This is a genomic window from Alishewanella sp. HL-SH05 (assembly GCF_052655985.1).
Map to the genome: position 1 here is coordinate 2,273,248 of NZ_CP199753.1, position 26,447 is coordinate 2,299,694.

Sequence of the window (26,447 nt, forward strand, 5' to 3'; positions counted from 1 at the left end):
GCAGTTAATGGCTAAACACTTGTTTTACACGGTCTTTGTAACTACGGCTAACCTTAACCGCTTGGCCATTAGTTAACAGTAATTGATGTTCGCCATTGCTAAGCATTTGCAGTTTAGCAATGGTTTGTACATTGACAATAGCCGAACGATGCACTCGCACAAATTGCCTTGGATCTAATTCGCTCTCTAATTCTTTCATGGTACGGCGTAAAATATGGGTTTGGCCATCGCGAGTATGAATACACATATAATCGCCCGCAGCATCTACCCAATCGATTTCGGCTACCGGTACCCGAGTGATCTCACCACTGTCTTTAATACTGATCGCTTCAGGGAAACGACTGTTCACCACGGGCTCTGCTTTATCTAAACGCTCTAAGATGTGATTGGCTTGATCACCGGTTAAGCGCGCCACCGCCGCCGCCAGCTGATCTTTATGTTTTTGATTGTCAGACGCCCCATGATAAGTAATCACCTTGTCTACCGCCGCTTTCAGCCGATCCGCTTCAACAGGCTTTAACACATAATCTAATGCATTCACTTCAAAAGCATTAAAGGCATATTGATCATAAGCCGTCACAAAGACGATGTAGGGCAATTTAATTTCTTGCGCCTGTAATTGTTTTAACACTGCAAAACCGTCCATGCCTGGCATTTCGACATCTAGAAACACCAAATCGGGTGACAGCTCAATAATGGCTTTTAATGCATCAGGCCCGTTGGCACATTCTGCAATCACCTTCAATTCAGGAAATGCAGCTAATCGAACTAACATACCTCTGCGCGCTAAGGGTTCGTCATCCACTACGATTACATTAAGCATGTTCAATATCCGTCTTCTCTAGTTGTAATGGAATTCTGATATTCACTTTTACACCTTGCGGTTGATTATGAGTTAATACCAAAGCAAAATCATTGTCGTACAACGCAGCCAGTCTTTCTCGTGTATTCACTAATCCAACGCCACTGTCCGTGTTGTCAGCCGCTTTAACTAAGCCATCAACTAACGGCATGCCTGGGCCATTGTCGGCCACCTCAAGCAATAGATCATGGCCAAAGCGTTTGGCTTTGATGGTGATCTCGCCTCCATCCACTTGACTTGCCACCGCATACTTAATGGCGTTTTCAATTAATGGCTGCAAAATTAAACTGGGCACTAAAGCTTTTTCGGTGCCAGGCTCTAAATCGATCACTATTGCTAGTCGTTCTGAGAATCGCACCTTTTCAATTTCTAAGTACAACCTCGCCGCATAGATCTCTTGCTCAAGCATGACCTTATTAATCGGGTCTTTATACAGCGAATAGCGTAAGAAATCGCTTAAACGGCTGACCATCTTATTGGCAGTATCGTTATCGTTAATTAATACTAAGGTTGAGATGGCATTCAGTGTATTAAATAAAAAATGGGGGTTTAGCTGATACCGTAGCATTTTTAATTGCGCTTCATGCGCTTTATTCATCGCCGTAAGCAGTTTTTGTTTTTCTAGTTGTAAGGTTTGATAGTACTTAATACCAAAATACAAGCCACTCCAACTAAGCATAACGTAAAAGGCCACGGGCGTATCACGGATATATAAAAACCAGTCTGCTGGGCGATAGCCATGTCGATAGATCTCCCAATAGTTAAAATTGCGGATCACCGTCCAAACTAACGCCGTTAATAATGCCGCTGCCAAAATAACCAGCACCATTTTCCACGGTTCCCAGAACCAGACTTTACGATAAAGATAGCGCAGCGGTATGGTTAATAACCAACCAACATAAGCATCGAGACTAATCACGATCAGAAAAGCATCTCGGGTGTCTAACATCAGAGAGCTGAGATAATTGACTATAGCGAAACCGAGCCAGCCGAGAGAATGCAGGATCCAGAATTGTCGGTTTCTATCTTCGAAAAGTTTATTCAATGTTGACGCCGGTTTCTATCATAATAGAAATGCATTATAACGATAGCTGCGCATAATGCCTCGGCTACCTGCCGTATACAACCAGACATTAATCGCAACTTTGGCCATAAAACCGCGCACACTTCACAAACTAAATTAATAGCGAATGCGAAAACGTTGCAAAATGAAACCGAGTAACCAGGCAGGACCAATCAACAGAAAGGCCAGATCTTGAAAGAATGACGGTTTTTTACCCTCAATTTTGTGGCCAATAAATTGTAAGATCCACATCAATACAAACACCGCAGCGGCAATTTGCCAAATGGCAAACAGGCTTTGTTGCTCCAATGCTCTTAGCGCTGTCACCACGGCAGCGGTAAAGATGGTCATGCCAAGGCCTAAACTAAAAGCGAGTAAAAAGTAAAAAAGTAACGCGGGCATTACCAGTAACAAAGCCCAATTAATGCCCTGCTCTGCCAAGCCTGAAAATGGCATAGGGATCTGCCACAGCAAACCCAACACCGACGCGTAAATAAGCGGCACCGCTACCCAATGGATGGCTTTATTCACCGGGTTTTGATGACTAACGGCGTATTCACTAAACCACTCTGTTGCTGTCTTCATGTGGCTAACTCTCTGGCAGGGCTAATTTTTAATGCAACATAACAAGGTCAGGCCAGTTATACAAGTGCAACTTAGCCTAGCACCGGTGTGGGTTTGCGATCTTCATCTAAAGCGACAAAAGTAAAGCTACCCGAAATGGCTTTGTGTTGATTGTCGTTGTACATGTTTTCAACAAAAATATCGACCTGCACTTTAATACTGGTACGACCGACGTGCGCAACACGGGCAACTAACTCGACAATATCTCCCGCCGCAATGGATTCTTTAAAATCGACGCGATCGGAACACACGGTAACTAATGGCTTACGACAAAAACGCGTCGCCGCAATAAAAGCGGCTTCATCCATCCAAGCTAAGGCTTCACCACCGAATAACGTATTATGATGATTGGTGCGCCCAGGAAATACCGTTTTTGTCACTCGAGTAACCGCATATTCCATGCGCTTTATGATGAGGGCTTCGTTAGACATAAAATTCCTTAACTGATAAATGGTCATATTATACGTGATGTCAGCCCTGTGTGCTGAACACTTGTGGCACATTTGGTAATTTAATAACGAAACGGCATAATAGTGTTCAATTAGCCGTTAGCATAAGCCTTTGGAGATCTCGTTATGTCAGCCGTGCAGTATGAAATAACCTTTGATGATATCAGTGCGCATCTACTCACCCTATCGCTGCATTTTGAGCCTAGCAGCGCAGTGCATCATTTAACCCTGCCGGCTTGGATCCCTGGCAGTTACCTTGTGCGGAATTTTGCGCGACATATTGTCAACATCCGTGCTTATGATGCCAACGGTGAACTTCATCTGGCGCAACGTGATAAACAATCTTGGCAGCTCAGTTGTGGGCAACAACCGGTCACCGTAACTTACCAAGTTTACGCTAATGATTTATCGGTTCGCGCAGCCTATGTTGATGATGAACTGGCAGTGCTTAACCCGGCTTGTCTGTGTTTAAACGTCAGTGAAATGACGGCACAGCCCCATTCACTGACCCTGCACAAACCCACTGATGTTCGCTGCGCGGCATGGCGTGTTGCTACGGCCATGCCCAAAGCAACTCATACCGCCCCGCTCGACTTTGGTTGTTATCAGGCGGACAACTATGATCATCTGATAGATAGCCCCTTACTGGTGGGGATTTTTAATGTGCAGCAATTTAATTTGGATGGTGTGCCGCATTACGTCGTGGTCAGTGGTCATAACCTGTATGATGAAGCGCGCTTAACTGCCGATGTCGCTAAGCTTTGCCAGGTACAGCGCGATGTATTTGGCGAATTGCCGCGAGATTTAGATCAATATTGGTTTTTACTTTGGGTGACCGAGCAAGGCTATGGTGGCTTAGAGCATAAATTTAGTACCTTGTTACTTTGCAATCGCTATGACTTACCTGCAGTACAACAAACAGAATTAACCGAAGCCTATCAGAATCTGTTGGGCTTATTCAGCCATGAATACTTTCATACTTGGTGGGTAAAACGCTTAAAACCACAATGTTTTATGCCCTATGTCTTAGATAAAGAGCAGTACAGTCGGCAATTATGGCTTTATGAAGGGTTTACCTCTTACTTTGATGATTTAGCATTAGTTAAAAGCGGTATTATCGAGCAAAGCCGTTATTTAACAGTGTTAGAGAAATTAATTACTCGGGTCAGTCGCAACCCCTCAGATAGGCAGCAAAGTTTAACGGATAGCAGCTTTACGGCGTGGACTAAATTTTATTTACAAGATGAGAATGCGGTTAACAGTGTGGTCAGTTATTACGCGAAAGGCGCGTTAGTGGCCTTATTGCTAGAGGCTGAACTGCAATCTAAAGGATTAAATTTGGCTGCTTTTTGCCAACAACTGTATCAGCAGCATGTTGCAACAGGCACCTCGGATAACGCTATATTCGAGCAACTCATCGCATGGCAATTACCCGAACTCGCTGCCCAATTGACGAGCTGGATCAATGAAGCCAAACCCTTACCGCTGGCAGCAACCTTGGGCAAACTAGGCCTAACCTTAACACAGCGCGCGCCCAGCAGTTTTAGCGATCTGGCCGGTGAAAGCAATAAGGTCGTGCCAGCCAGTTTAGGCTGCAGCCTTAAAACGACAGCGCAAGGCGTGTTTATTCAGCAATTATATCGGGGCTCGGCTGCCCATCAGGCCGGATTAATGAGCGGCGACCAATTAGTGGCCTTGGGCGGTTATAAGATCAGCGAAACGAGTTTAACGGAGCTAATGCTACGTTTACCGCTGGGTTCGGTGCAGCCGTTATTCATTTTTAGAAAAGATCGATTACTCGAGTTGGCACTACCGATACAACAGGCTGCACCAGGAGTTGCCATGTTAAATGTAGCTAACGAAGTAACAGTAAAAAACTGGTTGTCGAGTTAAAACTCAACAACCCTTTTTAGCTTTAAGGGGTAAGCGCTAAACGCTGCGTTTGGTTTGGCGTAAATTCGGGTAACAACAGTTGCGGGTCAAGCCGCTCTTGAAACCAATTGATACGCCAATCTAAATGCGGGCCGGTTACGCGGCCTGTCGCCCCAATATCGGCAATATGTTGGCTTTGTGCAACGGTATCCCCAACCTTTACTTTAATGGCATTTAAATGCATAAAGGTTGAGCTTACCCCAAAGCCATGATCAACAATTACCGTTAACCCTGAAAAATACAGATCTTCAGCCAGTAACACCTTACCTGGCCATGGCGCCAATACCGGTGCACCTACCGGAGCGGCAATATCTAAACCAAAATGTGGATTGCGCGGTTGGCCGTTAAACACACGTTGACTGCCATAAACACCACTAATACGCCCTGCGGCTGGGCGCACGGGCTCAGCGAAAATGGCTTGAAGTTCAGTTAATGTGCTGCGAACTTGTCGAACTTTAGCACTATCATTGGCAATGCGCGCGCTGACTTCTTTTGGCGGTGCTACATACTTTTGCTCCACGCCGGTGATCCGCTGAATATCGTATTCTCTGGCGGTAAAGCGCAGCGGAAATTGCTGTTGCTTGCCTTGATGTACCACTTTAAGTTGATGTTGTAGTGCAGCATCACGGCCAATACCAAAAACAAACTGCCCTTGCGCACTAACAACAACCGGTTGCTCGTTAAACCATACCTCGGCCCCAACAGGGGCTTGACCGCGAATTAAGCTGCCTTGGGTTAATGGGCCATGTAACACCACTTCCGCGGCGTTAGCCCCAAGACTAATCGCGCAGAGCAATAGCGCCTTTACCCACACCTTCATAAGCTACCACCTTATATTGTTTACTGCCATTGGCCGCTTTTAACTGATCGGCAATAAAATCGGCCAGACATTCTACCGTAGTATCACAAGGCACAAGTTCACAATGACAGGCAGGTATACATAACTCGAACCAACCTTGGGTAGCCTGATAACGGAAGCTGTAATCATCGCTGCCCGGCGTTAAAAACGACAAGGCTTCGGCCGAAACGAGATCGTCTTTACTGCCTAAATAAATATCTTCCCAGCGATCGCACCACATTTTATTTAAGCGTGGCACTAACATGCCATCTTCAAAGATTTGAATAGTAGAGCGATGACCATGGGCAATGCGCTGACAATTACCATCATGCTTTTTCAAACCATGACTGTAATGATAATAAAAACCGCGCATTGCTTCGCTGCGTAATTTTAAAACCAGTTTAGCGACATTATCAGGTAACAAGGGTTTTATTTGTTGCTCAAGGAAATGGGCTACCGTTTGCTCGTTAATCTCTGTACAGGGAAGAAAAGCAAAAGCAGAAGGCGGACAAGCGAGTTGTAAGGTGCCGCGTTCACTTTGATACTGCAGCACAATCATTTGCTCTGCTTCACTGTGACGAAGCGCAGGACATGCCGCAGCAACGGCTAACTTGTGATCAACTAATTGGTCAATCGCTTGTTTAATCACTTTTTTCACTTTAGCAAAATCGAACACCATAGCGGTGTCATCTAAAGCACCATGTAGCTCGACATCGACAATAAAGCTTTCACCCAACATGCCACGCTGCCGATGCAGATAAGAAAAATCAATTACGGTAAGATCCTGCACAAATAAAATCATGGCGCCTTCCTGAAATAAGCTTCAAGCAAAAAATGAAGCCTATTATACCTTTACCACGCGGTGGCGTCACTTTTAGCGTTTATGTTCATTTAACCAGCTATTTAAAATCCCCACTTGGCCAAGTTTATGTGCGGCATACATTAAACGCAGCGCATTGCTCAAAATAGTGCTGTCGTTCCACTGCGTTTTTTGCACAATATCTTCGTAGCACTTTAAGGCTTCTGGTGTTAAATAGCCGCGTAATTCTTTTTTACCGGAGTCTTTTTGCCGATCGCGGTAACGTCGTTGTTTTTCTGCGTTACTTAACGCCGGCTTTTTTTCATTACTCATGGGACACTCCATCATAACGCGTTACCCGCACCTGCTTGGTGTCGGAGTGTGGCTGGTTCAGTTTCAGCGCTGAACAAACCGTTTTAGAATGATTTACCTGCAGAAATCGTTAATACTATAACAAATCGGACTTGTTTAGCGTACAGCTGTTCGCTAAGCTGATGATGCATTTTTATTGGATAAACATACATGACTAAGAATAGCTTTTCAAAAGAAGATTTAATCGCTTGCGGCAACGGTGAATTGTTTGGCCCAGGCAACAGCCAACTCCCTTCTGACAACATGCTAATGATGGATCGCATAGTACACATCTCTGAAGAAGGCGGTTTATATGGTAAAGGCCAAATCATTGCCGAATTAGATATTACCCCTGAGCTGTGGTTCTTTGCTTGCCACTTTAAAGGCGATCCGGTTATGCCAGGTTGTTTAGGCCTTGATGCCATGTGGCAACTGGTTGGTTTTTTCTTAGGTTGGGCCGGTGGCCCGGGTAAAGGGCGTGCTTTAGGTGTTGGTGAAGTGAAATTTACTGGTCAAGTATTGCCAACGGCGAAGAAAGTGACTTACACCATCAATATGAAGCGTGTGATTAAGCGTAAACTGTTTATGGGGATTGGAGACGGTGTAGTGAGTGTCGACGGACGCGATATCTATGTAGCAACCGATCTCAAAGTAGGTTTATTTCAAGATACTTCCAGCTTCTAATACCTATTGCCTGTAAGCTTTAGTGCGTTTTAGCACTGAGCGCTTAATACCAAAAAGCCCCGTCTACGTACGGGGCTTTGGTTTAGGTGTAAATAAATTCTAGGCGCCTTTGTTAAATAAACCTACGTTACGATCTTCTATGGCCTCCCGCCAGCCACCTAACCACTCAGAACGAGCGTCTAAATTTTGATAAGGACAAAGTTCTTTTGAACGGCCGGTAACACCAGCACGATAACCTTGAGCATGAGCACGTTCCAGACGATCACGTTTTTGTCTTTTCATACGGCAATCTTCCTCACAATTTTTATTTAGAAATAACACTGCGCTGCCATAACAGCTAAATGTTACATTTAATAGATAGTCAAAGACGGCAAAAGGTTCAAGCGAAATTACTATAATAAACAACTTGACTTTGACTAACAGCATGAGAAGTAGTCGGTTTTTGCGGTTGTTTATTTTTAGATGGAAGTGCTATAAGGCAAAGTGAATTTCAAACATAAAAGCATATAGCGAAGGCGATGAAGTTATGCCAACAAAAAAGCTGCCGAAGCAGCTTTTTTTATGCCGTAAACCTAATAGGTTATCGGCTTAATCGCGCGCGGTTGCGACGACGCAGTAAAGGTAAAGTACCTAGCAACATTATCCATAACGCTGAAAGTGAACCGGCGTTGCGTTCATAGGTATTGTCTTCGGCATTACAGTCTTCAACTTGGCCGTTAGCAATAGGCTGTAAAAGTACCGTAGTCGCTTGCTCAGATTCAAACACATCACCGTTTTCATCAAGCACCGGTTCGCCATTATAACCATACACCACTCGATTAATTAGCGCGGTTGCGGTGATCACACCATCATCATTAATTGAACTCGCTTCCACTAAGGTGTAAGGCGCATCACATCCCACTAAACTGTTCAAATTAGTAAAGGTGTTACTGGCGTTATCGTACAGAAAAGCATTAATACGGCGTGAGGTAGTACCGCCTACAATCACTTCAGCCCGACCAACTACCTGACCTTGGTTATTCATATCCAGCGGTTCAGTACCTGAACTACTGAAAAAACCCTCAGGAAAACGCAAAGTTTGCGTGTTCATATCATAAGTAAAAAAACGTGAGCGAACACTGCTATTAATGTTTTTCAGCGCATAGCCCGCTATTAAATTCTGATTGTTAATATCAGTAGCGACACTACCCACCCATTCTTCAGTATCAATAAAGCCAGTCACGCTGTCACCATTAAAAATAGTGGCATGTGGCGCACTGTAAATAATACGGAATTCACCACCAAAACCATCTAGAAAGGTCGTAACACGGCTGGTGTCTGAATATAACGAACTACCGACAGCAATACCGCTGTCATTAACAGCATTAGCCCGGCTGTAATATACCGGCACGGTATAATCTTCAGAAGTCGTTGCCGCTAAACCTGTACCTTTCTCACCTAAAAAGCCCCAAGTGCGATTTAATACCGCTGTACCCTCTGGTGAATATTGCCAAAGAGCAGCACGCTCTTCATAACCCTCGGTATAAGTGTCTACCGTTCCATATAAACGTACTTTGCTTAACAAGGAAAGCACATTCACGCTTCTAGCAGACAGCACTTGATTTAAACAAAACTGCAATGGCTGACTAAAGCCAGTACAAATTGAATCAATGGTTTCTTGAGTGGTTGTAGTAATACCGGTAGAGGTGAAACCCGCCACCAGATTAGTGTTATTAATATCAAGAGCCGCTGACATGCCACCACCATAACTTGAAAACTGCGGCGGTAATGCGGTACTTTGCTGACCATTAACTACATAGCCAAACAAATAGCCAGCTTCGGGGATCCAGGCTGTATAAGGATTGGCTGGCTCAACCGGATCTTCACCTTCAGCTACCGGCGCAGCCGTGGGCGTGAATGTGCTTTTAAAGGATGGCGCGGTGGCAATACCTGCAATATAACCGCTGTTGTTCGCGGCATAAGCAAATTCATCGTTATTTTTGGTCTGCTGCGTATCACGCAACACCACTTGCGATTGCCCAGCGTTTTGCGTTTGGCGTATAACACGCGTTAAACCAACAGGCTGGATAGTGACAAAAGCTTGTGAACTAAGATAGTTGATTAACGTGGATTTAACCGTGGAACTAAAGATCCCATTATTAATTTCTTCGATCTGCTCATCAGTAAATAGCGCTAAGATGATTTCACTCTCAAAATCGATTTCATCAAGATCAATTTCAAAGTCTAATAAGGTACTGCCATTTAAAATTACTTCACCCTGAGGCGTTGCCGCAACACCCGAGGTGGAACGAACTTTAGTGGTAGTATCTAATTCAACGATCTGATACACCGCGGCTTGCGCCGTAAATACTGTCAGCAACGGCAATAATGCTAAGCTGATCGGTGATAATTTCATGCATGGCCCCTAAAAATTTACGAAATTGCAGCTTCTAATTCTTCCCAGCGCGTGTACGCTTGCGCCAGCTTCGACTCGGTATCTTGTAATAGGTTCAATCTTTGCTGTGTGTGCTCAGCAGAACCTTTGAAAAATTCGGCGTCGTTGACTTCCAACTGTAAGGCTTTGACTTGTTGATCAAGCTCTTCAATTAAGGCAGGTAACAACTCTAGCTCGCGCTTTTCTTTGTATGATAGCTTTTTACCATTGTTAACAGAAGCCTGTATCGGCTTTTCCTCAACTTGGCTATTGTTTTTATCATTATTTTTTACTGGCGCTTTGCTGCTTTGTGCAGTTTGTTGACGTTTTTGCCAAGCAATAACTTCATCATATCCACCGGCTAATTCAATAATTTTGCCTTCGCCGGCAAATAATAATGAGCTGGTTACGGTATTATTAACGAATTCACGGTCATGGCTAACTAACAACACGGTACCTTGATACTGCTGTAAAATATCTTCTAACAGCTCTAAAGTTTCCACATCTAAATCGTTAGTCGGTTCATCGAGGATCAATAAGTTACTTGGCCTTGCAAATAACTTAGCCAGTAATAAGCGGTTTTTCTCACCACCCGATAAAGCGCGCACGGGTGTTCGAGCGCGCAGTGGCGGGAACAAAAAGTCTTGTAAGTAACTTAATACATGCCGCGTTTGACCATTTTGGGTAATTTCTTGTTTACCATCCGCCACGTTATCTTGCACCGTGGCATTTAAATCCAGCGCCATCCGGTGTTGGTCAAAATAAGCCACTTCTAAATTTGTACCGCGCTTAATCTCGCCACTATCTTGCTGGTAATCACCTAACAGTAATTTGATCAGTGTGGATTTACCGACACCGTTTGGCCCTAATAAAGCAATCCGATCTCCGCGCATCACCAACAAATCTAAGTCATTCAACACTGCTTTACCACTAAAGGCATGGCTTAACGCTTTGGTTTCAAATACTAACTTACCTGAGCGCGCCGCTTGTTCGATATTAAAATCGACCTTGCCTAATTGCTCAACCCGAGCCGCCCGTTCTTGCCGTAATGCCTTAAGCGCACGTACGCGGCCTTCATTGCGGGTGCGGCGCGCTTTAATACCTTGGCGGATCCACACTTCCTCTTCGGCTAAACGTTTATCGAATAGTGAATTATGTTGTTGCTCGTCTTCTAGCATTTTTTGCTTACGATCGAGGTATTCTTGATAATTACCGGGGTGCGAAGTGAGCTGACCACGATCTAAATCGATAATGCGGGTTGCTAAGGCGCGAATAAACGCCCTATCGTGCGAGATGAAAATTATCGCGCCGCCAAAGCTTAATAAAAATTGCTCTAACCAGTTAATAGCAGCTACATCTAAGTGGTTAGTAGGTTCATCGAGTAACAAAATATCGGGCTTGGCAATTAACGCGCGGGCTAAAGCCGCTTTACGTAACCAACCTCCTGATAAGGTCGCTAAACTGTTATTGCCGTCCATTTCAAACTGTTGGCAGAGCATTTCAACGCGCGCTTCTAAACCCCAACCATCGCGGGCATCTAAATCAGCTTGCAGGCTTTCAAATAAGCGATATTCGGCATCGCCGGCACCGTCTAAGTTTTCAGATAAGGTATAAAATTGCTGTACTTTATCTGCTAAATCGCCGGCACCTTCCCGAATAAAATCGGCAATTTTCACGTCCATTTTCGCCGGGGGATCTTGCTCTAAACGGCTTAAAATAACGCCGTTAGTCATAACGATTTGGCCATCATCTAAGTTTTGTTGACCGGTCAGCAATTTTAAAAAAGTTGATTTGCCTGCACCGTTGCGGCCCACTAAACACACGCGCTCGCCGCTGAATAAACTAAAATCGACTTGATCTAATACCGGGTTGGTACCAAAAGCCAAGCTCGCCTGTTGAAAACGTAATAACTCCACTACTTTGTATCCTTAAGCCAATGCTGTAACTGTGCCGCTGTAAAAGGCCAATAAATTAAGGTTTCATTACCTTGCTGATCGGTGCCAGCCAGCACCGGGATATGCACCCGAAAACGCGCTAGCAATTGTTCATCGTCGATAATATCCAGAACCTGAGTTTGCTCGGCAATGCCTGCTGTGAATAACAGGCTTTCTGCCTCTTCGCACAGATGGCAACCCCAAGTACTGTAAAGGGTATAAACGGCCATTAACGCGTTAACTCAAAACACACGTGAATGTGCGGATTGCGTTTAAAATCCTCTGGTAAGGTAGCGGCAGAAATATCTTTTACCTGCCAACCAGACTCGACTAGGGCGGCTTGATCAATTTTGAAACGCCGCTTGTTGTTCGAGAAAATTACCTTGCCACCGGGTGCTAACCGCCCTATCAACATATTGATTAATTTCACATGATCGCGCTGTACATCCCAATTGTCTTCCATCCGCTTTGAGTTAGAAAAGGTTGGCGGATCCACAAAGATCAAATCATACAAACTGCGATTACGTGACAGCCACTGTAAACAATCAGCTTGCTCAAACTGATACTGATTACCTTGTAGGCCATTCAGCATAAAGTTGCGTTTTGCCCAATCTAAATAAGTATTCGACATATCGACGGTAGTAACACTCGCCGCACCACCCATACCAGCGTGAACAGACGCGGTGCCGGTGTAAGCAAAGAGGTTAAGAACCGTTTTGCCTTTAGCCTGTTGCTGAATAAGCCTACGCGTTAAGCGGTGATCTAAAAATAAACCGGTATCCAGGTAATCACGCAAGTTAACCAAAAAGCGCGCGCCATATTCTGACACTTCTTTATATTGCCCCGCTTTAGCCATGGCTTGATACTGATTGCTACCTTTTTGCTTTTCCCGCACTTTTAAAATCATTTTATCGGATGTAATACCTAGTACCGTAGGCACTTGATTGACCACATCAAACAACCGTTTTTGCGCAATATCTTCATCCACTGTAGCCGGTGCCGCATACTCATGCACCACCACTTCACCGTCGTACCAATCTACCGCGACGTTATATTCAGGAATATCGGCATCATATAAACGATAACAATTCAGGTTTTCGCGTTTTGCCCATTTTTGTAATTGTTTTAAGTTCTTCGCTAAACGATTACCAAAGGAGCTGCTTTCGCTATAAAACAACGACGGCGCACTTGAGCTGACCGCTACTTGTTTTTCAGTTAAATCAAATAAGGTGAATTCACAATCCAATGGGCCATTGGTAAATTTGTAAGTTTTACTTTTTGATAAACGCAATGAACGCAGTAAATCGGCATTTGAGGTAATAATGGCTAAACGCCAACCTTGATAATGCTGTTTTAACGCTAAAGCAAATTTGCTGTATAACGGAATTAAACTGGGTAAATCGCCTAACCGCTCACCATAAGGCGGGTTAGTGACAATCACACCCGGTTGCTCGCTAACCGCTTTTTGTAATGCCGTGGCATCACCATAATCGACACTGACTAAATGTGCGACACCAGCACGCGCAATATTCTGCCGCGCTTTACCTAATGCGCGCTCGTCGGTGTCCCTGCCATAACAAAGTATCTGATCGGGTAAACTACGCTCTTGCGCCTTCGCGGCGGCTTTAAGTTGCTGCCATATCGCGGCACGATGGCCAGGCCAGCCTTCAAAAGCAAAACGCTCGCGCTGTAAGCCGGGGGCTTTATTCAGCGCAATTAACGCCGCTTCAATAATAATGGTACCGCTACCGCAAAACGGATCAAATAACGGTTGCTCGGGTGTCCAGCCCGAACGCTTTAATAATGCGGCCGCCAGATGTTCTTTTAATGGCGCTTCACCCTGCCCGGCGCGATAACCACGCTGATGTAATGATGGGCCAGAGAAATCTTGCAAGAAATGAAAGAAGTTTTTCTCTAAACGTACTTGGAAACGCATATCGGGGTTTAAGCGATCCACATCCGGGCGCTGACCGGTTTCTTCGCGAAATTGATCGACGATGGCATCTTTTAAACGCATACCGCCAAACTGACTGTTATCAATAGTGGCATGTTTACCCACGCAATCTACGGCAAGCGTTTGACGAATGGTCATGAGCTGTGGCCAATCAATTTTACGTGCCACTTGATAAAGATCGGTTTCTGCTGTTACCGGCTCTGACTGGATCAGCCGCATAATACGGGTAGCCAAGCGCGACCATAAGCACAACTGATAAGCGCTGCTTAGCTCTGCTTTAAAGCGCACCACACCCATAGAAACTTTTAATACTTCGCCTTGATGTGAACGTATCTCATCGGCTAACAGCTCTTCGACGCCTTTTGACGTTAAAGCCCAGAATTCCAGCATAACACCCAACCTTCAAATAAAATGGCCGATAGTATAACAGAATGTGCTTTAAAGACGTTTGAAGAATTATCGTTAGTAACGATATTGATGTTAAAAACAACAAGCCGCTGCTTAAAGCAGCAGTTGACTGCCATTCGCAAAAATATTGCAATTAACCGCTTGCATCGCTTATCTAAAAACACTAAGATGCGCCCCGCAATGACGGACGCGGGATGGAGCAGCCTGGTAGCTCGTCGGGCTCATAACCCGAAGGTCGTCGGTTCAAATCCGGCTCCCGCAACCAAATTGATTGTGACAAGTAGTTATTAAGAAACGGCCCTCGGGCTCCTCTTTATAACCACGGGGCGAAGGTTTTAATCCGGCTCCCGCAACCAATTTTGACTTGTTTTGTATAAAGGTCATCAATTAACGTCTTGCATATCAACCCATTATCTCTACTGCTCGGGGATAATATCGGACGCGGGATGGAGCAGCCTGGTAGCTCGTCGGGCTCATAACCCGAAGGTCGTCGGTTCAAATCCGGCTCCCGCAACCAATTGTGACTTGTTTATACCAAAGGTCATCAATTAACGTCTTGCAAATCAATTAATTATCTCAACTGCTCGGGGATAATTTCGGACGCGGGATGGAGCAGCCTGGTAGCTCGTCGGGCTCATAACCCGAAGGTCGTCGGTTCAAATCCGGCTCCCGCAACCACTTTACACACTTAAATAACCTACTGAATTATATAAATTTCCCTTTTAAGGGGAAATATTTTGTTCCCATATTCCATCCCCTGTGACGAATCTGTGACAAAAAATTTTGCCAGCCCCTATTTTCAAAAATTAATTTGTACCCATAACCACTAAAAAATGACCATCGGGCAATTTCCCTCTGCACAAAAGCTTGTCACAAAAATCTGTGACAAAAATCGCTGTTAATTCACCTTAATCCTGTTTAAACATCTGGCTAAGAAAGTCAAAATAAGCTCTTCAGAAGAGTCACTTACATTCTGAGGGGATTGTGGAGTGTGGTTTTTGCGTTGTGCAGAATTGTGACAAAAACAAAAAAAGCACAGTGATAAAACACCATGCTTTTTTTAAGCTGAATTTCGGGTTTAACTGACGCCGAGAGCCTTATAAACAGCATCCACCGGATCGCTATAGAAGCTAATCTGAAATTTCGAGAATGTTTCGGCTGGGACACTGGCAATATCTGATGCTGATGCCATAGGCAGCAGCACCCGCGTTGCCCCCGCTTCCAGGGCTACCTGCATACAGCTGGCTAAATCTTTTACCGGGTTTACCACACCGCCAAGGGTCATATCTCCCAGAACAATCATCGCTTCTTGCGGCGGTTTATTCAGCAGGATGGAGCAAAATGCGACCAATGCAGCCAGACTGGTTGATAAGCAATTGCCTGAACTCTGTAAATCGATGAAGTGTAAATGATATTCATGATCTGAGAATTTCGTCGTTGCACTGATGCGATTCAGGTTACCCTTAAAATACTCAAAACCCACCCGTACCGGCTCTTTGGCAACACTGTCAGAGCCTAAGCCTGACGTTGAATGTCTACCATTTCCCGCTGTCATCTGTGATTCGATTCGGTAAACGCCAATCTTGCCGGTGGCGCCGTATCCTGCAAAATGTACAACGCCAGGCTTAGGTATACCTTTGGGGATCAGGTTAGAGCCGCCCTGCTCCGGCACGTTAACGAAAAACTCTTCAAGGCTTTGGTTATCGATATAACTGAAGTTAACATCAAAAAACTCCATGCCACCGATTTTCTTCAGTTGCTCTTTAACCCGCCGTCTCACTTCAAGTGCATAGGTTAAGCAACTCCGTACTTCCTCCTTGCCAAAGCTGCCATCAGGATATAACAACTTCAACAATCCTGACGTTGTACGCCGAACGCCAATCACATCCCTCTGATTAAGGTTATTGCCGAGTTTAAAGAACTTATCAATGGCATCGGCAAACGTCGTCTTGCGCATTTCGCGCATATATTCAGCCAGATAATCGGTAATTAACCCGAAGCGGTCGGTAAAAAATTCAGGCCGCATTTTCGGAATTTCCCAGCCAGGGATGTAGGCATGAAAGCGATCAAAGTAGGCCGAATCAATCATCTCCTCCGGAAATGGCGCGAGTAAATGGCTGGTTTTTACCAGCATCTCAACACTGTGGTCGATGTTACCCACAAACACCATTGAAGCCTTACCTTCGATAGAGTCACGGCCCCGAGAGAACGAACCAGATGCCATATAATCCTTCATGATCTGGATACCGTCTTTATCTTTAAAACGGATCCCGGCCACTTCATCAAAGGCAACCACATCCCACATGCCTACTAAGCCAATCTGACGGGTCGACATATTGTAAAATAAGTTAGCAACCGTAGTCTGACCGCCGGATACCAGTAAAGAATTAGGAGAACACTCTTTATAAACATGCGACTTACCGGTACCGCGCGGCCCCAGCTCACAGACGTTATAATTATTTTCAACAAACGGAATCATCCGGGCTATTAAATGCCACTTGGTACGATGTTTTAAGTTTGCCGGCTCCATCCCAACTGAGCGAAGTAGCACATCCATCCACTGATCGACTGTAAAAGCTTTGCGTGCATTGAATAGCTCATCCATATTCATCGACGGCATCTGAATGGGTTTCAAACTAAATACGGTAAAAGGCGAAATTTTTTGCCCTTCTTCAAAACGATAACTAATGGTAACAATGCACCAGATCCCGCCGGTCAGTAGCTTTTCATTATCTTTTACGATACTGCTGGGGATCACCGCATCTTTAACGCCAAGGTTTGAGAGCGCCGCTTCGTAAATATCCTTTTTCTGATTTAAGCTAACCGACACCTTATCGATAATTTTATAAGTGCCTTTTTCTTTAATCAGAGATTTTACTTTTTCAGCTTCATCTGGCCTTACATAGTTATCGGCAAGAATTTTTTTAACGTTTTTCAGGCCTTCAGCCACTAATTCATCATCGGCCACAGAGCAATACATACCAAGCAGATATTCCAAAACATACACCGGCACGTTTGCGCCTTCTTTTAATTGCTTGGTCAAATCTTTGCGAACAATGCGGCCATTAAAGGTTTTTACCAGTAAAGTATCCAGATCGTCACTTCGAATATCGGCTCTGGCTTGTTCATCTGAGCCGAGGATAGGATCTGGTTCTATCACCGGCTCAACGTTCAGTTCGAGATTTTCTAAATCTGGGCTTTCTGAATCCAAAGCGGTTACAACGGTATTATCGGGTAATTCATTAGGAGACATCATTCGTTTCTCACCTGAGTCTTGTTCAGAAGAAATCATCTTCAAACGCTAAGTCGATAGTCACACTAAAACTGTTATATTTTAGATTCGTGTCCAAATCCAGTAATACCAGCTTGTAAGGCGTCGCACGGTTAAAACCGCTGCCACTTAAGGTAATTTGCAGACCCTGTTGGCGGTCTTCCATTTTGTCAGAGGACGATTCAAACACCATTTTTTCACGGGCGCTTACAACCTTCCCTGACGGATCTTCAATCCACAGCATTAACTCCCGGGCCTTAAACTTTTCACCAACAGCTTCGGTTTGCAGAAGTTGCACTTTATCGATATTCGCCACGATTTTTATTGGGCTATTCAAAGGCACCACATTTACTGGTTGTTTAGCAAATTTACTCTGTGCTTTAGTATCCAGTTCTCTCACTGATAGGATGGGTACGCATATTTCCTGCGGCATAACTCCGCCGTGTATAAAGCGCGCGCCGCCAACAAAATGGAAACGATTACTGCCTCTTGGCACCATAAACTCCGCAGCCTCAGCGTTATCGCTAATGCCTGCTGTGGCGGCCAGCTTGCCAGTCCAGTAATAATCATCTTTTGGTAACGCAGAACCAATAACATAACGTTTTTTTGCTTCGACAGCGCTGGCAGGTAGTGCTTTTAAGGCCGTTTTATCAGTATCAGAAACTTCCGTTGTCTTAAAAATAAAACCGTGATCAGCAGTAATTAACACCCGGCTACCGTTGAGCCGGTTGATGATGCGGGCTATCAGATTTTTCAAATTTTCGATGGCATCACGGCATGCCTGAAAGGTTTGGTCTTCAGTGGCTGCTTTATCACCAATAGCGTCAATATCGTCATGGTAGATATATACCACCTCGGCATCTTTAACCTTATCCCTGCCTTCCTGATTGGTCCAATTTAAAACGTCGGTGGCTTTTACTGCGATGCCTTTATAGTTTGCCAACACCTTTTGCCGGTTTTCTAAACCGTGAGTAGAGAGGCCATCAGCTTTGTACTCCACTTTATTTGTCAGCTGTACCGTTAAGGTCTGATGCGGTAACAAAGCCGACATTCCTAACTGAGTATAAGAAGGCACTACTCCAAGCTGACTTTTCAGCTCCGCTTTAAACCGTTTTTCATCATTAATTTGTTGCATCAGTTCATGTGCCACGTCAAAACGTAAGGCATCTGAAATAATCACAAAAACCCGTTTATTCTTAGTGCTCTCCAGTACACTTTTTACCTGGCGTTGGTAAAAGTGATGCTGATTCGGCACACCGGAGAGCTGCCAATCGGTTAGTAACTTTTCCTGATCAAGCAATTTACCCCAGGCAATTGCCAGATCATGTAAGAAGCCGTGAACATAGCGGTTTTCGATATCCTCAACCAATCCGGTTAATTTCAAAATATCGGAGCCATTTTGTGACACAAAAAAGGCGTTTTCCGAAAATACCCGATAACAACTGTCGAACTGGAATAACTCTGTCTCATAGCACTGATACAACGCTTTCGCATTCTCGAAATAAAAGCCACTGCTATACCGTTGCTGTAAATCATAAAATTGCTTTGCAGCGCGAATGGCTTTGTACATAGCCTGATAATTATCAGACTGATAACACCAATGCCCTAATAAACGTCGGGAAATCAGCGACTCGACTTCTGTGCTATCTAAAGCCGGTAACTGTTTCGCCAGCATGGTAATAATACTTTGTTCAATCACTTCGAAGGTTTCTGCCAGGCCGAGTAAATCTGGCCTTACCCTTATGGATGGATCAGCTGGCGAGGTTAACTCGGTCAGGCGCTGTCTAATTTCCAGCCTGTCTTGTACCGATGCGGCCAACTGATTGTAACTTTCACTTAATACTCGACTCTCACGCCAGCTCCCGACAAAGGTCAGTACTGCAGCGCGTTTTGGCGAGTTTGCTGCAAAACGCTTTTTAAACTCATCGGTTTGCAAGGCTAAATCTGGCAAGGTTAACTCGGCATAGGTTTGCAGCAAACGGCTTTGCGGCTCAACCCCGGCCTGTGCTAAGGCATGGTAAACATCAGTGGCCAGTAAACGTGATAATAAATCCGTAAGGTTTAACACAGTGGGTTCCGCAGCGCGGTATCCAAATTCTTGCTCAAGCTGCTGCGCCAGTGCCTGAAGTAAGTCAAATTTAGCTAACTCTTCCAGCATTTCATCGCTATTCCCCTCAGCCAAGCTCAGCAGCAGTTGCTGCATAACTTGGGTAAAAGTCGCGGTTTCGCTTTTCAGTACTACAGCAAGCATTGCCAGGGTTAACTGCTCAACATTGGCATCGGTCGGCAGCACTTTTTTTAGCCGGGTAAAGCGTTGCTTATTGGCAAAAAACTTTTTGTACCGGCTAACTGCCTGACGAAACTCCAGCCGCATACCCAGTTCGTTGAGAATAATAGAACTGCTGTCGGCATAAAAGTGCTGAGCATAAAGCTTAATATCAAACAACCAATCCCGTGTTGCGGTGGGTTCATCAGCCGTGGCATACAGCAAAAACCGGCTGGTTTGATCCTGCTCTAACTGATATTTCACAGAGAAGTGCGATGCAGTATCCAGGTTAAGCAAGGTCACATCAGGCAGCTTTAACTCCAGCAATACATCAGTAAACTCCGCTTCGCTATCCTGCCAAAACACAATGCGGCTTTGCTCGTACTTAGCAAGCAACCCTTTTTCAATTTGTTCGATATTCATTACTTCTTACTCAGGCTTACCGCTAAATTTGGTAACTTTTAGTTTTTATTGTTTTAAGCATTTAACATAGTTATGTTTGCATAACCTTGATGCTCATTGCTTTCCAGCCCCATCTCGCTTTTTTCTTGTCATAGCTTCTTATCGCTTTGCCTGAAACAATACTATCCGTCCTAACATCGTGTCGCCTAACCAATACCGCATCAATAAAAATATTGCTAGTGGTAAACCCCAAACCCGCTTCAGACACGTGGCATTGCTCTTCAAAGAGTTTTACCAAATCAGCAGCCTTATCAGCCTGGGTTGCACCAAGCATCAACACGTTAAATTTACCCCCTGTTGCTGCTTCACCTTTCACAATTACCGCATCTCCAAGATTGAGCTTCTGTTCTTTTATTTTTCTTTCTGACACAAATGCTTCAATAGGATCAGACTTATTCGGCACCTTAATAAGTAAACGATATTTTTTCTTGTTTGGCTTATCCTTGAGGGCGAAGGAATCGGCAACAACCCCATAGTAACTGGGCAATGCACTATAAAGTTGTTGCTCTGCTATCTCAGCAGATTTGGTGTAAAAGTCTTGATTTGATTGCAGCGCGAGCGTTTCCTGATACCAAGGCTGCTGCATTAACTGCTGACAATCTTGTGATACGCTCTGACCTGACTCATTAGCAAACGCTTCAATCTGCTGCAGTTCAGCCTTGGCAGCTGCGAAATTTCTTTCCCTGATAAAGACTTTAGCTAACTTTAACCGCAACTTCGCCAGATATTGTTCTGACGCTGACAGGGATAAGGCTTTGCCATAAAAAAACACAGCCTGTTCTGATTGCTGGAAATCTTTGATATCACCCAACAATTCCCAAATCCAATAGTCACCCATTTTCTGTTTCGCAACATCAAGAGTGTATTTGTAGGCCTCCTCAAATTGCTCAAGCACCATCAGGGCTTTCGCTTTATAAAAAATTAACCATATTGGGTCAGAGGATGCACGAATAATCTTCTCTAGCAGCGGTAACACCTCTGCGACAAAGGCTTTATTATCCCGTAATACTGCCTGCTTCACTGCGTGTAATATAACGCGCTCAGCGAGTGAACCGAATTTCTTACCTGACTCTTTATTTAAATACGGCGTAAAGTCATCTGGCTGGAAATTTTCCAGTCCCCAAATTTTAAGAAAGGCTGGTAAGTCAAAGCCGGCCTCTTTGCTTAAACCATCAGCAACCCGCAGAATTGAAGAATGAAGCAGCGAGGGTCGTTCTAAAGCAAGTTGCAAATAGTCTTGCAATAGTCGTTTAACGGCAAACACATTTAATGGCTGCATTTTCACTAACACAGCCGCTTGTCGGTAAATTTCCCAACCCAGACTCACTTTAATACTCTGATCATTGGGCATCAGCTGTAATGCTTGGCGGTAAGCGCTAATCGCCAGTTCATGTTGTTTCGCTTCACTGGCTTTTTTAGCTTTACTGATTAAGGGAGCCGCAGGCGAAGCTAAAACTTTTACGCTGTTAATCGACTTCTGTAGTAACTCGTCATTCGGCGCAGCGATACTATCTAGAGCCGATAAATAATGATACACCGCGGTCTGATCATTAAGCGTTACAGCTTGTTTAATCAAATCAATAACGCAGTAAATATAAGCACGCTGATGCCATTCATCTGCTGGATCTTCAGCAATTAATTGTTCAGCTATTGCAAAAGCCTGACCAATTTCTCCTTGTTTGCGCAATGCAAAAACATCCTTGGTTGATGCCGTCATCCTGAAATCTCCTGCTCTATCAATGCCTCTATTGTCTGGGTCAGTTCGGCTGAGTTAGATTTACCTTGAGCATATTGATATCTGGTAAATTGTTTTTTGCCATTGTAATAAATGTTTATACAGGTAAAGGCGCTGCCTTTTTTAAAGCTAAACTCTAGGCAAAACGGACGCTCCATCACACCAGCTATAGTTATGCCAGCAGTGTCGCACATCGCCTCAAGCCGCTGATATAACTGCTGCATAAAATTCTCAGATAGCTGAGTTGGCGCCCCCTCGGCAATTAACGCCAGTGGTTTGTTCACAAGAGAAGATAACAATGAACTTATCTCTGCATTAAATTCTGTTAACTGCGCATATTGCACCCGGGTAACTTTATTTTTGCCTGAGTAATTTATATTGATACAAGCCTGCTCTTGCTGCCGCTCAATAAAATATCTTTCCTGATATTGATTGTGCAGAATACCTGTAACTTCAGCTCCAAGCGGAGCAATCAACTGGTTAACTTCATTAAACAAGGCAACCAAAAACTCTTCTGATGCAGGAATACCAAAATCAGTAGCATGTTTGCTTACTTCAACAAGTGATGTCACAGCATTAGCAGCTGGCATCGTAACATCCTCGTGCACTTCTTGTTGCTGCAGCGTTGCAGGCTGTGCCAAAGGTTGATTGTTTGCAGCGTTAAGCCAGCTAAAATCTTTTTGTGATGCCTTTTTGAGACCGCTGCCCGGTAAGATATGCGGTTCATCGAGTACATAAAGATGGGAACTGGTTCGGGTGATTGCGGTATAAAACCAGCGAAAGTAGACATGGCTCAACGTTGAATATTGGGGTGTTTTGCATTTTACAAATACGTGTGACCACTCGCTGCCCTGCGCTTTATGCACAGTGATGGCATAACCGTACTTGGCTCTTAGCGCATTGAACAATGGATCAGACAGCAAGGCATCTTTGAACTCTTTAGAGCCTCTTTTTAAATGAGGATTTCGAATACAGAAATCTACATACAACGCTTTTTGTTGATCGGAGTTCAACGTACTATCAGAGGAATTCAGTACCGTCTCCAACAGAACGCAATTGAGTTTAATAACTGAATCGTTTTCATCACGAAACGCAATTGAAATATTTCTAAAAGATAACTCTACAACCCTCTGATCAGTTTTGTTGTCTGCATTTTTAGCTTTAAGCGTAACGACACGATGCACAACCTCATCTGAACAGGCGGTGACATAGACAAATTCACCATTGGTGATCAAATGGCCTTCTGCCTCGGTATTTTTGATCATGATGAGCTTATCACGCGGCTGAATTTCGGTTTTCCCCGGGAAAAACTCTTCTCTTATACGATCGTTATAATGTTTAACGTCTGCATTTGAGCCACACAAAATAACCGCCTGATTACTCATGGACTCGTGATTACAAGCTTCAAGATAGTGCGCTACTAACTGCTCGTGCTTTAACGCAGTAACATCCGGAAAATCCAATTTGAAATCTAACTGATTAAAAACACCCTGCGCCATGCTGTCACGCAGCATTAATGCATTTGCCATAACTCCGGAGCCGGCTTGTTGACGCACCACATGGGTCAACTCATATTCAGCACAATTAACATTAAATTTTTGTTTAAGGTAAGACGCATCCAGCGCGGGTGAGGTGTTCATCCCCACCGGCGGCAGCTGGGCAGAATCGCCAATAACAATCAGTTTTTTATTATGGTCGTTATGGTCGAAGTTAATAAACTTCATCAAATCGGTAAGCAAAAAGCCTGAGCCAAAGCGAAAAAATTCGTTTTCCTGATAGATATCAGCAAGCATTGATGACTCATCAGTAATATACACGGTGTTATCAGGTGACTCATTCGCCCGCAAAATAGAATAATACTTAAAGGTTTCAGAGCCATCTAAGTCGGGCTCGCGGAACTCCCGAATATCCTTAAAAGAGTAAATGGTACGATGGATGGTAAAAGCAGAGCTGCCGGTTTTTTTTGCAATAACTCTGGCCGCTTTGCCGGTGGGGGCCATCAAAATATAATTACGGCCAATACTATTGAAATACTCGGTTAGCCCCTTGGTAATAAAGGTTTTACCGGTACCGGCATAACCTTTTAGCAAAAACACCTGCTGTGTTGGGTGATTCAAAAACGCTTCAAGCGCCCCCACCAACCCTTGTTGATCAGCGTTAAGCTCATATTCTGCAAACGCATCAGCCAGTGACAAGTGTTTTAGCGTGGTTTCCGTCTCCAAATCAATCTGCTGAGCTACCGCCTGGTTCACCTGCGCAAATTGCTGCTGACGAAATTCAAGCTCTGCTACCGTCTTGTTAAGCAACTGAATACTAGCTAGCGCTGTCGCGTGCTCATCTTGTAATGCCAGCAAATCGGCTTTTGCCTGCTCCAGCGCTTTACTTTGAATATGTTCAGCTTGTGGTGCTATTTGCGCGTTAGTTTGAACAACCATAGGCGCGGGCTCAATATAGGCCGGAATACTCGCCGTCAGCTCAGGCTGGTAGGTGCAAACTAACCATTTACCTAAGAGGTAAGCTTCTTTTAGAAGCCACAAGGCATCGTTCGTACTTACTTTACCAGAGTGCGCAGCGGCATTTCCCTTCGAACGCAGTGCATGCAATTTACAGGCAATCGCTTTATCCAGCACGCTCTCTAAGGCAGGGTTTTTCAGACGTTCAAAAAAATTATCCTTACCTTCCAGCGTCAAACCAAGGTTGTGATAAAGCTCAGCGACCAGTTGCTCACCAAAACAGCGCAGTTTTACTATGCAAGCCTGCGGGTCGGTATAGGCATATTGCGCAGCTTGGATAACAAATTCATGTAACTTGGGGTGTTTGGTAATCAAAAAATCAAAACTTGTATTCATCCAAGGTCCCTTTCGAATGCTTAGCACTAACAGCCCATAGTGTTAGTGTTATTGGCAATAACGCATTATGTATAATTATGCCGTGTTCATACTCATAGAGTCTATTTACGCACCCAAAATGTCAACAAAAACACCTTTTTATCCGGCTTAAGAGTCCGTTAAGTTGTTGATTATTCATTTGCATAAGCATCAAACTGCTCACCACATACCTGGCAATACAAGGCATTAAAGTCATTATTTGCGCCGCATTGCAGGCAGTAGGCAAAATCGCTGTCGTCCTCATGCAATTGCTCAGTGCAGTGTGGGCATTGCAGCTGGTACACCGACACTATGGTGTCGCAACAGGGGCAAGCACTGGTTTTTTGCAATTGCTGGCGTGGGTCAACCGGCTCACCTGCCGGCCTTACCCGGTCAATAGTGCCGAAACGCTCCAGGTTGCCGCCGTAATCCAGTAGCAAGGTTTCGGTTTTTGTGGGGTGTAAGCGCAGGCCCCTACCCACTATTTGCAAGAACAAACCCGGGCTGCGGGTTGGCCGGGCTAACACTATGCACGCCATACGTGGGCTATCCCAGCCGGTGGTCAGGGTGGCTACGTTAATCAAGCCGTTTAGATCGCCATTATCGAACTGCTTTAACCATAAGGCCCGATCGGCTTTTGCCGTTTGGGCGGTTATTAGCGGAAAACTAAAACCGCTTTGGCGAAGCTGCTGTTCAAACAAGTTTGCTTGTGCCACCGAGCTGGCAAAAAACACGGTTGCTAAACGTCCGTTAGTTTTAGCCAGCCAGTCGGTGACAATATTTTCAACTAGCTGTTCTTGAACAGTAACCTGCTCCAGCTCTTTTTGAATAAAGTCGTCTTTGTTATACCGCACCGCGCTAGTGTCAGCTATGGCATTAGCGGGCGTGGTTACTGCCCTGAGCTGGCACAGGTAACCGCTATTGACCAGCTCGTCTATGCGCTTATGAAATAACCGCTGCTGAAATAACGCCGCTGGCCCTGTGCCATAAATAACGCCAGTACTGGTGCGAAACGGTGTAGCGGTAAACCCCAGTAGTTTGTATTGGCCGGTATGCAGCTTTATGGTGTCGAGTATTTGCTGGTAACGGGCGGCTTCTTGCGGCGGTATCAGGTGCGCTTCATCCACTATCACCAGGTCCCATTCGGGGCAGTCGCCAATTTCACTTATTATGGAGTCACGGCTGGCCGAGGTTATCTGGCAAATGTCGTACTGTTTAAGCCCGGCGCAATAAATACCCACCGGCGCTTGTGGCCATAACCCACGTAGCTTTAACGCATTTTGCGCAACAATTTCCTGGGTATGCGCCAGCACCAACACCCTAAAAGTAGGCTTAGCTTCCAGCAGTTGCCTTATAAACTCGGCAAATACTATAGTTTTACCGCTGGCAGTGGGCAGCACCACCAAACCACTTACCACGTTGGTTTGCGCAATAAACTGCCACAGCGCTGCAATAGCCTCATGCTGGTAGGGCCTTAGCTGCATGTTACGTCCTTGAATCAATGAAGTTATGATGCTTAACGCAACACCCGGATT

General features: G+C 44.7%; 19 protein-coding genes, 3 tRNA genes and 1 pseudogene. 5 read left to right on the forward strand and 18 right to left on the reverse strand.

Annotated features, from left to right (window positions below):
• Positions 1 to 4: 4 nt before the first annotated feature.
• The 4 genes from ACUJFL_RS10415 to ACUJFL_RS10430 all read right to left on the reverse strand — a co-directional run bounded on the left by ACUJFL_RS10415 (position 5) and on the right by ACUJFL_RS10430 (position 2,980).
• A complete protein-coding gene (locus ACUJFL_RS10415; protein WP_226752204.1) occupies positions 5 to 823 on the reverse strand; it encodes a LytR/AlgR family response regulator transcription factor in 819 nt (272 codons plus the stop codon).
• Positions 816 to 1,907 (reverse strand): sensor histidine kinase, encoded by a 1,092-nt coding sequence (locus ACUJFL_RS10420; protein WP_226752203.1) that lies wholly within the window; start codon positions 1,905 to 1,907, stop codon positions 816 to 818. The genes ACUJFL_RS10415 and ACUJFL_RS10420 overlap by 8 nt, the downstream gene beginning before the upstream one ends.
• Positions 1,908 to 2,042: 135 nt before the next feature.
• Positions 2,043 to 2,510, reverse strand: coding sequence for an Mpo1 family 2-hydroxy fatty acid dioxygenase (locus ACUJFL_RS10425; RefSeq protein ID WP_445427413.1), 468 nt, complete (start codon positions 2,508 to 2,510; stop codon positions 2,043 to 2,045).
• 71 nt (positions 2,511 to 2,581) lie between these two features.
• On the reverse strand, positions 2,582 to 2,980 hold the full coding sequence (locus tag ACUJFL_RS10430; RefSeq protein WP_226752201.1) for an acyl-CoA thioesterase: 399 nt from the start codon (positions 2,978 to 2,980) through the stop codon (positions 2,582 to 2,584).
• A 144-nt stretch (positions 2,981 to 3,124) separates the two neighbouring features.
• Here ACUJFL_RS10430 and ACUJFL_RS10435 point away from each other — a divergent pair, with 144 nt between their 5' ends.
• On the forward strand, positions 3,125 to 4,891 hold the full coding sequence (locus tag ACUJFL_RS10435; RefSeq protein WP_445427414.1) for a M61 family metallopeptidase: 1,767 nt from the start codon (positions 3,125 to 3,127) through the stop codon (positions 4,889 to 4,891).
• A gap of 22 nt (positions 4,892 to 4,913) precedes the next feature.
• Here ACUJFL_RS10435 and ACUJFL_RS10440 read toward each other — a convergent pair whose 3' ends face one another.
• From ACUJFL_RS10440 to ACUJFL_RS10450, 3 genes are all read right to left on the reverse strand, one after another.
• A complete protein-coding gene (locus ACUJFL_RS10440; protein ID WP_445427415.1) occupies positions 4,914 to 5,750 on the reverse strand; it encodes a M23 family metallopeptidase in 837 nt (278 codons plus the stop codon).
• Positions 5,710 to 6,570 (reverse strand): 6-pyruvoyl trahydropterin synthase family protein, encoded by an 861-nt coding sequence (locus ACUJFL_RS10445; protein ID WP_445427416.1) that lies wholly within the window; start codon positions 6,568 to 6,570, stop codon positions 5,710 to 5,712. The genes ACUJFL_RS10440 and ACUJFL_RS10445 overlap by 41 nt, the downstream gene beginning before the upstream one ends.
• A 72-nt stretch (positions 6,571 to 6,642) precedes the next feature.
• Positions 6,643 to 6,900, reverse strand: coding sequence for a hypothetical protein (locus ACUJFL_RS10450; RefSeq protein ID WP_226752197.1), 258 nt, complete (start codon positions 6,898 to 6,900; stop codon positions 6,643 to 6,645).
• A 189-nt stretch (positions 6,901 to 7,089) separates the two neighbouring features.
• Between ACUJFL_RS10450 and fabA the strand changes: the two genes are divergently transcribed.
• Complete coding sequence (gene fabA, locus ACUJFL_RS10455; protein WP_306178421.1) at positions 7,090 to 7,602, forward strand: bifunctional 3-hydroxydecanoyl-ACP dehydratase/trans-2-decenoyl-ACP isomerase; 513 nt, start codon at positions 7,090 to 7,092, stop codon at positions 7,600 to 7,602.
• A 99-nt stretch (positions 7,603 to 7,701) separates the two neighbouring features.
• Here fabA and rmf read toward each other — a convergent pair whose 3' ends face one another.
• From rmf to rlmKL, 5 genes are all read right to left on the reverse strand, one after another.
• A complete protein-coding gene (rmf, locus tag ACUJFL_RS10460; RefSeq protein WP_229585678.1) occupies positions 7,702 to 7,884 on the reverse strand; it encodes a ribosome modulation factor in 183 nt (60 codons plus the stop codon).
• A gap of 298 nt (positions 7,885 to 8,182) precedes the next feature.
• Positions 8,183 to 9,997 (reverse strand): DUF3466 family protein, encoded by a 1,815-nt coding sequence (locus ACUJFL_RS10465; protein ID WP_445427417.1) that lies wholly within the window; start codon positions 9,995 to 9,997, stop codon positions 8,183 to 8,185.
• A 17-nt stretch (positions 9,998 to 10,014) separates the two neighbouring features.
• Positions 10,015 to 11,931: an ATP-binding cassette ATPase Uup gene (uup, locus tag ACUJFL_RS10470; protein ID WP_229585680.1), complete on the reverse strand. Its 1,917-nt coding sequence runs from the start codon at positions 11,929 to 11,931 to the stop codon at positions 10,015 to 10,017.
• Positions 11,931 to 12,179 carry a glutaredoxin family protein gene (locus ACUJFL_RS10475; protein ID WP_226752192.1) on the reverse strand — a complete coding sequence of 83 codons (249 nt, stop codon included), beginning with the start codon at positions 12,177 to 12,179 and terminating at the stop codon, positions 11,931 to 11,933. The genes uup and ACUJFL_RS10475 overlap by 1 nt, the downstream gene beginning before the upstream one ends.
• Positions 12,179 to 14,293, reverse strand: a complete 2,115-nt coding sequence (gene rlmKL, locus ACUJFL_RS10480; RefSeq protein ID WP_445427418.1) for a bifunctional 23S rRNA (guanine(2069)-N(7))-methyltransferase RlmK/23S rRNA (guanine(2445)-N(2))-methyltransferase RlmL — start codon at positions 14,291 to 14,293, stop codon at positions 12,179 to 12,181. Before rlmKL ends, ACUJFL_RS10475 begins: the two co-directional genes overlap by 1 nt.
• Before the next feature lie 206 nt (positions 14,294 to 14,499).
• Here rlmKL and ACUJFL_RS10485 point away from each other — a divergent pair.
• The 3 genes from ACUJFL_RS10485 to ACUJFL_RS10495 all read left to right on the forward strand — a co-directional run bounded on the left by ACUJFL_RS10485 (position 14,500) and on the right by ACUJFL_RS10495 (position 14,989).
• A tRNA-Met gene (locus ACUJFL_RS10485) sits at positions 14,500 to 14,576 on the forward strand.
• Positions 14,577 to 14,751: 175 nt separating this feature from the next.
• Positions 14,752 to 14,828: transfer RNA gene (locus ACUJFL_RS10490), tRNA-Met, on the forward strand.
• An 84-nt stretch (positions 14,829 to 14,912) separates the two neighbouring features.
• Positions 14,913 to 14,989, forward strand: a tRNA-Met gene (locus tag ACUJFL_RS10495).
• Between the two features lie 400 nt (positions 14,990 to 15,389).
• On the opposite strand, the gene brxL is transcribed toward ACUJFL_RS10495, so the two are convergent.
• The 6 genes and pseudogenes from brxL to ACUJFL_RS10525 form a co-directional block, all read right to left on the reverse strand.
• The gene (brxL, locus tag ACUJFL_RS10500) at positions 15,390 to 17,567 is read right to left on the reverse strand and encodes a protease Lon-related BREX system protein BrxL (protein WP_445427419.1); all 2,178 of its coding nucleotides are present in this window, start codon (positions 17,565 to 17,567) and stop codon (positions 15,390 to 15,392) included.
• Positions 17,568 to 17,589: 22 nt separating this feature from the next.
• Positions 17,590 to 20,271, reverse strand: a complete 2,682-nt coding sequence (gene pglZ / locus ACUJFL_RS10505) for a BREX-1 system phosphatase PglZ type A (RefSeq protein ID WP_445427420.1) — start codon at positions 20,269 to 20,271, stop codon at positions 17,590 to 17,592.
• A 70-nt stretch (positions 20,272 to 20,341) separates the two neighbouring features.
• On the reverse strand, positions 20,342 to 21,661 hold the full coding sequence (locus ACUJFL_RS10510) for a tetratricopeptide repeat protein (protein ID WP_445427421.1): 1,320 nt from the start codon (positions 21,659 to 21,661) through the stop codon (positions 20,342 to 20,344).
• 362 nt (positions 21,662 to 22,023) lie between these two features.
• Positions 22,024 to 24,240 (reverse strand): ATP-dependent DNA helicase, encoded by a 2,217-nt coding sequence (locus tag ACUJFL_RS10515; RefSeq protein ID WP_445429080.1) that lies wholly within the window; start codon positions 24,238 to 24,240, stop codon positions 22,024 to 22,026.
• 339 nt (positions 24,241 to 24,579) lie between these two features.
• Positions 24,580 to 24,894, reverse strand: a pseudogene (locus tag ACUJFL_RS10520) (DUF4145 domain-containing protein); the annotation flags it as partial.
• A gap of 170 nt (positions 24,895 to 25,064) precedes the next feature.
• Positions 25,065 to 26,396 carry a DEAD/DEAH box helicase gene (locus tag ACUJFL_RS10525; protein ID WP_445427422.1) on the reverse strand — a complete coding sequence of 444 codons (1,332 nt, stop codon included), beginning with the start codon at positions 26,394 to 26,396 and terminating at the stop codon, positions 25,065 to 25,067.
• Positions 26,397 to 26,447 lie beyond the last annotated feature (51 nt).

Excerpts from the sequence above, each read along its gene's own strand:
- brxL (WP_445427419.1), bottom strand. The coding sequence starts at position 17,567 with ATGATGTCTCCTAATGAATTACCCGATAATACCGTTGTAACCGCTTTG.
- rlmKL (WP_445427418.1), bottom strand. The coding sequence starts at position 14,293 with ATGCTGGAATTCTGGGCTTTAACGTCAAAAGGCGTCGAAGAGCTGTTA.
- ACUJFL_RS10450 (WP_226752197.1), bottom strand. The coding sequence starts at position 6,900 with ATGAGTAATGAAAAAAAGCCGGCGTTAAGTAACGCAGAAAAACAACGA.
- rmf (WP_229585678.1), bottom strand. The coding sequence starts at position 7,884 with ATGAAAAGACAAAAACGTGATCGTCTGGAACGTGCTCATGCTCAAGGT.
- ACUJFL_RS10510 (WP_445427421.1), bottom strand. The coding sequence starts at position 21,661 with ATGCCCAATGATCAGAGTATTAAAGTGAGTCTGGGTTGGGAAATTTAC.
- ACUJFL_RS10445 (WP_445427416.1), bottom strand. The coding sequence starts at position 6,570 with ATGATTTTATTTGTGCAGGATCTTACCGTAATTGATTTTTCTTATCTG.
- ACUJFL_RS10435 (WP_445427414.1), top strand. The coding sequence starts at position 3,125 with ATGTCAGCCGTGCAGTATGAAATAACCTTTGATGATATCAGTGCGCAT.
- ACUJFL_RS10440 (WP_445427415.1), bottom strand. The coding sequence starts at position 5,750 with ATGAAGGTGTGGGTAAAGGCGCTATTGCTCTGCGCGATTAGTCTTGGG.
- ACUJFL_RS10525 (WP_445427422.1), bottom strand. The coding sequence starts at position 26,396 with ATGCAGCTAAGGCCCTACCAGCATGAGGCTATTGCAGCGCTGTGGCAG.
- ACUJFL_RS10415 (WP_226752204.1), bottom strand. The coding sequence starts at position 823 with ATGCTTAATGTAATCGTAGTGGATGACGAACCCTTAGCGCGCAGAGGT.
- ACUJFL_RS10430 (WP_226752201.1), bottom strand. The coding sequence starts at position 2,980 with ATGTCTAACGAAGCCCTCATCATAAAGCGCATGGAATATGCGGTTACT.
- fabA (WP_306178421.1), top strand. The coding sequence starts at position 7,090 with ATGACTAAGAATAGCTTTTCAAAAGAAGATTTAATCGCTTGCGGCAAC.
- ACUJFL_RS10475 (WP_226752192.1), bottom strand. The coding sequence starts at position 12,179 with ATGGCCGTTTATACCCTTTACAGTACTTGGGGTTGCCATCTGTGCGAA.
- pglZ (WP_445427420.1), bottom strand. The coding sequence starts at position 20,271 with ATGAATATCGAACAAATTGAAAAAGGGTTGCTTGCTAAGTACGAGCAA.
- ACUJFL_RS10425 (WP_445427413.1), bottom strand. The coding sequence starts at position 2,510 with ATGAAGACAGCAACAGAGTGGTTTAGTGAATACGCCGTTAGTCATCAA.
- ACUJFL_RS10465 (WP_445427417.1), bottom strand. The coding sequence starts at position 9,997 with ATGAAATTATCACCGATCAGCTTAGCATTATTGCCGTTGCTGACAGTA.